Annotated in this window: 7 protein-coding genes; 6 read left to right on the forward strand and 1 reads right to left on the reverse strand. The window is 44.7% G+C overall.

What is annotated here, in order from left to right; translation table 11 throughout:
- Positions 1–31 precede the first annotated feature (31 nt).
- Complete coding sequence (locus NDI42_RS20270) at positions 32–1,684, forward strand: alpha-amylase family glycosyl hydrolase (protein ID WP_190456101.1); 1,653 nt, start codon at positions 32–34, stop codon at positions 1,682–1,684.
- Between the two features lie 124 nt (positions 1,685–1,808).
- Here NDI42_RS20270 and NDI42_RS20275 read toward each other — a convergent pair whose 3' ends face one another.
- The gene (locus NDI42_RS20275; protein WP_190456102.1) at positions 1,809–2,042 is read right to left on the reverse strand and encodes a hypothetical protein; all 234 of its coding nucleotides are present in this window, start codon (positions 2,040–2,042) and stop codon (positions 1,809–1,811) included.
- 485 nt (positions 2,043–2,527) lie between these two features.
- Here NDI42_RS20275 and NDI42_RS20280 point away from each other — a divergent pair, with 485 nt between their 5' ends.
- The 5 genes from NDI42_RS20280 (at position 2,528) to proB (ending at position 8,336) form a co-directional block, all read left to right on the forward strand.
- Positions 2,528–4,195 carry an alpha-amylase family glycosyl hydrolase gene (locus tag NDI42_RS20280; RefSeq protein ID WP_190456103.1) on the forward strand — a complete coding sequence of 556 codons (1,668 nt, stop codon included), beginning with the start codon at positions 2,528–2,530 and terminating at the stop codon, positions 4,193–4,195.
- A 235-nt stretch (positions 4,196–4,430) separates the two neighbouring features.
- Positions 4,431–5,000: a DUF3727 domain-containing protein gene (locus NDI42_RS20285; protein ID WP_190421305.1), complete on the forward strand. Its 570-nt coding sequence runs from the start codon at positions 4,431–4,433 to the stop codon at positions 4,998–5,000.
- Positions 5,001–5,121: 121 nt separating this feature from the next.
- Complete coding sequence (mltG, locus tag NDI42_RS20290; RefSeq protein ID WP_190421304.1) at positions 5,122–6,210, forward strand: endolytic transglycosylase MltG; 1,089 nt, start codon at positions 5,122–5,124, stop codon at positions 6,208–6,210.
- 173 nt (positions 6,211–6,383) lie between these two features.
- Positions 6,384–6,932, forward strand: coding sequence for a YqeG family HAD IIIA-type phosphatase (locus tag NDI42_RS20295; protein WP_190456105.1), 549 nt, complete (start codon positions 6,384–6,386; stop codon positions 6,930–6,932).
- 294 nt (positions 6,933–7,226) lie between these two features.
- Positions 7,227–8,336: a glutamate 5-kinase gene (gene proB / locus NDI42_RS20300; RefSeq protein ID WP_190456106.1), complete on the forward strand. Its 1,110-nt coding sequence runs from the start codon at positions 7,227–7,229 to the stop codon at positions 8,334–8,336.
- Positions 8,337–8,455 lie beyond the last annotated feature (119 nt).

The following is an 8,455-nucleotide window of genomic DNA, read 5'->3' on the forward strand; positions in this document are numbered from 1 at the left end:
GCAATTTTTACCCGAAATTCCAGACACTTATATGGCAACTTCCATTGAATTTAATTTATTTGCCCCCTATAACAAAGGAGCAGCTTTAATAGGTGATTTTTCTAATTGGGAGGACATCCCAATGGAAAAAGGTAAAGATGGTTATTTTCGTACCAAAGTTGAGTTAGAAGATGGAGTTTATCAATATAAATTCCGCGTCCAATCAAAATCATGGTTTTTTGAACCGGATCAATGGATAGACGTTGTTGACCCCTACGCGACAGATATTGATAACCCTACCCAAAACGGTGTTATACGCATTAAAGATGGTGAAAAAATTGTTGATACCTACGTTTGGCAGCACGACGATAAACCACTGCCGGCGGATAAAGAATTAGTTATTTATGAACTGCACGTAGGCGATTTTTCCGGTGGGGAAGATGACAAATACGCCAGAGGCAAATATAAACACGTTGTTGAGAAGTTAGATTACCTCACCGACCTGGGAGTTAACGCCATTGAATTGATGCCAGTAAAAGAATATCCGGGCGATCATAGCTGGGGCTATAACCCTCGCTATTTTTTTGCCACAGAATCCAGCTATGGCACAACGGAAGACTTAAAGCATCTGATTGATGAGTGTCATGCCCGTGGAATCCGCGTCATCATGGACGGGATTTATAACCACTCAGAAGCCGAAAGTCCGCTTACACAAATTGACCACGATTATTGGTATCACCACTCGCCGCGTGACCCAGATAATAACTGGGGGCCAGAGTTTAATTACGAATTTTACGACGAAAATCTGGACACCTTCCCAGCCCGCAAATTTGCTGGTGACACTATACGTTTTTGGATTGAAGAGTATCACATTGATGGGCTTCGTTTTGATGCTGCCCGACAAATCGCTAACTACGACTTTATGCACTGGGCAGTTCAAGAAGCCAAAAAAGCTGCTAGCATGAAACCGTTTTACAGCGTTGCCGAACACATTCCGGAAACTACCAGTATCACAAATGTAGATGGTCCGATGGATGGCTGCTGGCACGATAGTTTCTATCACTGCATTCTCGAACATATCTGCGGCGACACTTTTGATTTAGAACGCCTCAAAGATGTGATTGATTGCAAACGGCAAGGCTTTATGGGTGCCACCAATGTCGTCAATTACTTAACAAATCATGACCATAATCATGTATTAGCAGAATTAGGCGAGCGCGGCATTTTGGGAGAGGAAGCGTTTAAGCGGAGAAAGTTGGGATCTGTCATCAATATGACAGCAGTTGGAGTCCCTCTCCTCTGGATGGGTGAAGAGTTTGGCGAGTACAAGTACAAAACAACTGAACAAGCAAAGATTGATTGGACTCTACTAGGTAATGACGAAAATCGTGGTCTGTTCGAGTTTATCAGAGGGTTAATTCATCTTCGTAAAAACAATCATGCCCTCTACACCGAGAACATTAATTTCATCCATGAAAACCCTGAAGCTAAAGTATTAGCTTACAGCCGATGGAATGGTGAAGGTTCCCGTGTAGTTGTCGTAGCGAATTTCTCCGACAACTTCCTTGGTGGGTATCACGTTCCTAACTTCCCAGAAGCAGGAACATGGCACGAGTGGACGGGTAATTATGATGTTGAAGCTGGGGAAGAAGGTATTATAACTGACTTGGGATCTTACGAAGCTAAGGTGTTTGTTTGGCAGTAACTTAGCAGATGTAAATAAACAGCCGCCTGAAATAAGTTTTAATAAATTTCTTAAGGCGGCTGTGAAGATTACAATAAAAAATCTTCCACTTAATTTTACGTTTGGTTAAAATCAGCGGATGACTTTAAGCACTTTTCAGTTGCTGTCCCGGCATACTAGCTACTAAGTTCCATCCGGCGGACATTAATTTCTGATAGGTTGCCCAGCCCTTAGAACCTCCAGGGATTTCGTAGTCTGGTACAGCATATTCCGGAAAAGCTGTATAAGGTCGCCACGGCTGATTAGGTGCAGTTCGTAAGTGCAATATTTTCTCCCCAGTCGTTCCCATTACAGGCAACCAGCACATTTGTTTCATCACGTCACACTCCTTAACTTCAATCAGGTAAAATTTACTTTTTAAACAAGTCGCGAGTAGACAATAAGCGCTGCAAAGCGATGAGCCAGGATGATGAAACCAACACCAATGCTAAGGGTAGAGATAAGAGGAATCCATTGTAATTTATTCATATTTCAGCTCCTTTGAGCTGATATTCTATGTCCCAATCCTCTCCATTCACTCCTTGAATCACCTCTCTCTAGAGCGTTATTTATTCTCTTTGAATAACTCTGTCTAAAGTTTTAAAAGCTTTGGTATTTGTAGGACACTGCGATAATAATCCAGAAAGTAAATAATATTGTATTCATCATTACAATTTGCTTTGAGTATAAGTATTTCTTTAGGTATAGCAGATGAATTATTATTAAAATTTAATTTAACTTAAAGAAATACTGTAACTTAAGTTAAAAACTTTAGGAAAAAATTGCAAGTTTTAACTTAAGTGATTTACATCAAAAAAAGGTTACATGGCAAGCTCAATTGAATTTAACTTGTTTGCTCCTCGAAACAATGCGATCGCGTTGATTGGCTCTTTCTCTGAATGGAAAGAAATACCGATGGAAAAAGGTGAGGATGGTTACTTTCGCACCAATGTAGAACTGGAGGATGGGGTTTATGAATATAAATTCCGCCTCCAAACAAAAAGCCCGAATTTTGAACCAGATCAATGGGTGGATGTTATAGATCCCTACGCGACAGATGTGGATGAAGGGCGAAAACAGGGTGTAGTGCGGATAAAAGATGGCAAAAGGATAGTTGATACTTATGTCTGGCAACACGACGATACATTGTTGCCTAATAATCACGAAATAGTCATTTATGAAATGCACGTTGCGGACTTTTCTGGCGGTGAGGACGATCCTCACAAGCGGGGGAAATATGTGGACGCGATCGCTAAGTTAGATTACTTGAGCGAACTGGGAATAAATGCCATCGAATTAATGCCAGTGAATGAGTATCCTGGTGATTATAGCTGGGGGTATAAAGTCCGCCATTTCTTCGCTACAGAATCCAGCTATGGCTCGACAGAAGATTTGAAGCGGTTTATTGACGAGTGTCATGGTAGAGGTATTCGCGTTTTCATCGATGGAATTTATAACCATACAGATGAAGAATGCCCTTTAATGCTCATAGACCGGAATTACTGGTACTACGAGAATATGCACTATCTAGAAGATCCTGCAAACTACTGGGGGCCAGAGTTTAACTACGACAACTACGACGAAAACTTAGATATCAAACCTGCCTGGAAATACGTCGGGGATGTGGTGCGTTACTGGGTTCAGGAGTATCACATTGATGGTATTCGTTTTGATGCCCTGCGCCAATTGGCTAACTATGAATTTATGGACTGGCTTGCTAAACAAGCGAAAAAAAATACTGCACCGAAGCCGTTTTACAACATTGCCGAACACATTCCCGATACACACACTGTAGTTTATCCACAAGGGCCGTTAGATGGCTGTTGGCATGAAAGTTTCCGCTACTTTGTGGTTCCGCATATTTGTGGTGAAACATTTGAATTAGAAAAGCTCAAAGAGGTATTAGACCCAAAACGACAGGGTTATACGGCTGCTACGAATGTGGTGAATTATTTGGCAACTCACGATCGCGAACACCTGATGAGAGAGTTAGGCGATCGCGGTATTTTTGGCGAAGCCGCATTTGGACGAGCCAAGTTAGCAGCTATTCTGTTAATGACGGCGATGGGTGTACCGATGCTGTGGATGGGAGAAGAGTTTGGCGAACACGAGCGCAAAAGTGAAACAGTGACTCAGCCAAATAAAATAGCATGGCCTTTATTGTCAAAAGATTTGAATCGGGGTTTGTTTGAGTATTACAAAAAATTAATTGCCCTCCGCAAACAAAATCTAGCTCTTTGTAGCAATAACATTGATTTTTTCTACGAAAACCCAGAGGAGAAAGTTCTAGCTTACGTCCGCTGGAATGATGAGGGTTCCCGTGTTGTCGTCGTGGCAAATTTATCAGATAAATTTCTGTCGGGGTATCGCCTTCCTAACTTCCCTGCCTCTGGGACGTGGCAAGATTGGATGGGTGACACCCAGGTCGAAGCCAGTGAAGATGGCTTGAGCATCGACCTGCCAGAGTACGCAGCGAAGGTGTTAGTCATTTAATTCTCTAAGAGGGATTTAGATCCCTGTCCTGCTTAATTTCTACACCCATTTACGGATAGGTCTATTGACATAATAAAATTGGACAGGTTAATCAGCGGGTATTTAGTAGCTTCTAACTTTTGGTTACTAACGTCGTGATATCCTGATTTTTGCAAGCTGCTTCCTCAAAGTGTAAAAACTTTGGGGAGTGCAGTTTCAAAGTCCACAATCCAGAGTCGATAGCAGCATATCTGCAATGTTCTCATCCCAACCCCCTGACGAGAATGGATCTTCAGTGCCAGCCGTCTCGCTGACCGATGAATCCGGGCGATCGCTTAGTTGTTACATTGAACATTCCATAGAGGTAGAAGGTGAAGAATACGTCATCCTCCTGCCGATAGATTCACCTGTAGAAATTGTTGCCTGGGACGAGGACAAGGAGGAAGAAGAAGCCACCTTGGTCGAAGACGAAGCCGAAATTGACGAAATCTTTTCTACGGCTCAAGCAGTCTTGGCAGAAAGAAATCTGGACTTAAAGCGGACAGCATTTGCCCTGACTGTAGCCGGGGAATTGCCTGCTGTTGATGAGGACGAAATCCTCACATTGGAAATTGAGGATGAAGATACTCAGTTGGAACCAGAGGAATTTCAGAAACTCGCCAGCTTCTACCACAAGGAACAAGAGTATACAATTTACACTCCTTTAGATCCGTTGTTGTTGTTTGCTCGCATTAACGAAGCGGGTGAACCAGAGTTACTTTCTCCAGAGGAATTTAAAAAAGTGCAACCGATACTAGAAGATCAACTGTTTGATGACATGGAATAAACACCCAAAGTGATGAGTTATGAGTAATGAGTGAGGAGTTAAATTAGAATTTTAAAATTCAAAACTCAACACTCAAAATTCATAACTTTTCTTCACGCAGGGGTTGTTACCCGCAATCAAGATGAAAGCAATCCAACGCATCTCCAAATGGACGTTTCTCGCCCTCATACCTGTGGTACTGGGAGTCGGTACATGGCAGGGCTGGGCATGGTGGAGTTGGGCGAGTGGGCCTCCTGTGACTCAAACTCAATCACCTTCCTCTGCTGAACAAAAAGACGCATTGCTGCAAATCCGCATACCGCAAGGAACTTCGAGCCAGCAAATAGGCAAGGATTTAGAAGCAGCAGGTTTGATTCGCTCGGCTGAAGCTTGGGATCTGTGGGCATATTGGTTGCGATGGCAAAAGCGACCAGGTGGGTTTCAAGCCGGGACTTACCAACTCTCACCTACTGAGCCGCTATCTGCGATCGCGGATAAAATTTGGACTGGCGAAGTGGTACAGCTAAGTTTCACCATCCCGGAAGGATGGTCGCTAACTCAAATGGCTGCATACTTTGAATCACAAGGATTTTTCAAAAGCCAAGATTTCTTAGCAGCCGTTACTCAGATTCCTCTAAACCAATATCCCTGGCTTCCAAATAAGGTGCCTCATCTGGAAGGTTTTTTGTATCCGGATACCTACAAGCTAAATGGCGATCGCGTCACTCCAGAGGCAATTATCAAACAAATGCTCGATCGGTTTGAGTCGGTCGCACTCCCCCTCTATCAACAAGGCGAACAGAAACCAGCGCTAACCCTTCTTGAGTGGGTAACATTGGCAAGCATCGTCGAAAAAGAAGCGGTAATTCCTACCGAACGCCGTCTGATTGCTGGTGTCTTCACTCGACGCCTCAAACAGGGAATGAGACTTGAAACCGACCCTACTGTTGAGTACGGATTGGGCATTCGGCAAACTGCGGATCAGCCACTGACTTTTGCTCAAGTAAAAACTGCCTCTCCTTACAATACTTACCTCAACCCAGGATTACCTCCTACTCCCATCGCTAGCCCTGGCTTAGCTAGTCTGAAAGCCGCTCTGAATCCGGAAAAAACAGATTACGTATTTTTTGTGGCTCGTTACGATGGCACTCACGTTTTTAGTCGAACAGTACAAGAACACGAAGCCGCGAAAAATGCCATTCGCAGACAACGACAACAACAAAATCAGTAGTCATTGGATACTGGCTATAAGCTAATGGCTAATAGCCAGAATAATCAGCTTTTAGCCATTAGCCACTGACAAAAATCTAACAACTCACCCATACCTCTATAAGTTTAAATTCCCTGAATTGTTCGTGGAGTCTGAAGAGTCCCCAGTCCCCAGCCCCCAGCCCCCATACTTTTATGTCCTTAATAGCACCGTTACAACCTGACTTAATTTTGGGTAAACCAATTTTGAGTCTCACGCCGGAAATTCTCCAGCAATATCATCTCAAAGGTTTAGTGTTGGATGTCGATGAAACGCTAGTACCACTCTCGGTAGCGCAAGCCTCTGAAGAACTTGTGCAGTGGGTGGAACAAATTAGAAATGTGGCAACGTTGTGGCTGGTGAGTAATAACCTCAGTGAAAGCCGGATTAGCGGCATCGCCAAGTCGTTAAACCTGCCTTATATTACCAGTGCAGCCAAACCTTCTCGACGCAAGTTGAGGCAAGCTGTCACTGCCATGAACTTACCAGTTGAACAGGTGGCGATGGTAGGCGATCGCTTATTCACAGATGTCCTAGCAGGTAACAGACTAGGTATGTTTACTATCCTCGTGGAGCCGATGGTTGACCCCTCAGTTGCCGCGAAATACTACCCAGTCCGCACCGTTGAAGTCTGGATATCTCAAGCTTTGGGCGTTTCTCTCCACGCAAAGCAACAAAACTTTAAAAACCCTGACAATTCATGAGAAAGGGAAATATAAAAAAATAATTATGAAATCCATTATTGTCAAATTTTCCTGAGATTATAATTATGGTTCAAGTGGGGTCAGCCAATATAAAGACCCTAAAAATAAATCCCCGTAAATACCTGCGTAAAACGCCAGTTCCTCCTGTAAGCGGAACTGGCGTTTTACAATTTTCGATAGGGAATGGGGAATGGGGAATTGGGAATTGGGAATTGCAAGGAATCTTACCCAGTCCCCACCCCCTAGTCCCCAGCCCCCAGCCCCCAGCCCCCAGCCCCCAGTCCCCAGCCCCCAGTGTCTCAAACCGTTGTTGTAAAAATTGGTACTTCCAGCCTGACATCGCCAGAAACAGGTAATCTGGCACTTTCCACGATAGCCTCCTTAGTAGAAAGCCTCACGGAGTTGCGGCGGCAAGGTAATAACGTAGTGCTGGTATCTTCCGGTGCCGTGGGAGTTGGTTGCGCTAGATTGGGACTACGCGATCGCCCCCGGACGCTGGCACTAAAACAAGCTGTAGCAGCGGTAGGTCAGGGACGGTTGATGCGCGTTTACGATGATTTATTTACCACCTTGCAACAACCCATAGCCCAAGTTCTCCTCACCCGCAGTACCTTTAGAGAACGCACGGCGTATATTAACGCCTCCAATACCTTTCGGGAACTGCTGCGGCTGGGCGTGATTCCCGTGGTGAACGAGAATGACACCGTAGCAGTAGATGAACTGAAATTTGGGGATAACGATACCCTTTCAGCCTTAGTAGCCAGCTTGATAGAAGCAGATTGGCTGTTTTTAATGACCGATGTAGATCGACTTTACTCTGCCGATCCGCGCCAAGTCCCGGACGCGCAGCCGATAACTCTGGTGAACCACATTGATGAGTTAGAAGAATTACAAGTGCAAACAGGCGATCGCGGTTCTGCGTGGGGTACTGGTGGCATGGTTACAAAAATTACTGCTGCCCGGATTGCCACCAGCGCAGGCGTGCGGACAGTAATTACAGAAGGACGATTTCCCGGTAACATCCAGAAAATTTTGCAGGGAGAACCCATCGGCACCCAGTTTGAACCCCGCGACACAGCGGGGAATGCCCGGAAGCGCTGGATAGCTCATGGTTTGATTCCATCTGGCAAACTGATGCTAGATGAGGGAGCGATCGCGGCAATTTCGCAAGCCGGAAAATCTCTCTTAGCTGCTGGCATTACCGCAGTCGAAGGAGACTTCCAGGCATCAGATGCCGTAAAGCTGTGCGACCAACAAGGGCGGGAAATCGCCAGAGGGCTTGTGAACTACAGCAGCGACGAGCTACAGATGGTTCGCGGACACCGCTCCGAAGAAATTCCCACCATCTTAGGCTACACCGGAGCCGAAACCGTCATCCATCGAGATAATCTCGTCATTAGTTAGGGCTTGCTGAATAAATAATGGAAGACCCAGAGAAGGCTTGATTAGTGATTCAAGCCGACAATAATATAAGTTTTTGTTTTTCCTCATTTATCGAGCCATAGCTTTTGATGATGGACAGA

Origin of the sequence: Funiculus sociatus GB2-C1, assembly GCF_039962115.1 — a bacterium.
Classification (GTDB): domain Bacteria; phylum Cyanobacteriota; class Cyanobacteriia; order Cyanobacteriales; family FACHB-T130; genus Funiculus; species Funiculus sociatus.

Excerpts from the sequence above, each read along its gene's own strand:
- NDI42_RS20285 (WP_190421305.1), top strand. The coding sequence starts at position 4,431 with ATGTTCTCATCCCAACCCCCTGACGAGAATGGATCTTCAGTGCCAGCC.
- mltG (WP_190421304.1), top strand. The coding sequence starts at position 5,122 with ATGAAAGCAATCCAACGCATCTCCAAATGGACGTTTCTCGCCCTCATA.
- NDI42_RS20270 (WP_190456101.1), top strand. The coding sequence starts at position 32 with ATGGCAACTTCCATTGAATTTAATTTATTTGCCCCCTATAACAAAGGA.
- NDI42_RS20280 (WP_190456103.1), top strand. The coding sequence starts at position 2,528 with ATGGCAAGCTCAATTGAATTTAACTTGTTTGCTCCTCGAAACAATGCG.
- NDI42_RS20295 (WP_190456105.1), top strand. The coding sequence starts at position 6,384 with ATGTCCTTAATAGCACCGTTACAACCTGACTTAATTTTGGGTAAACCA.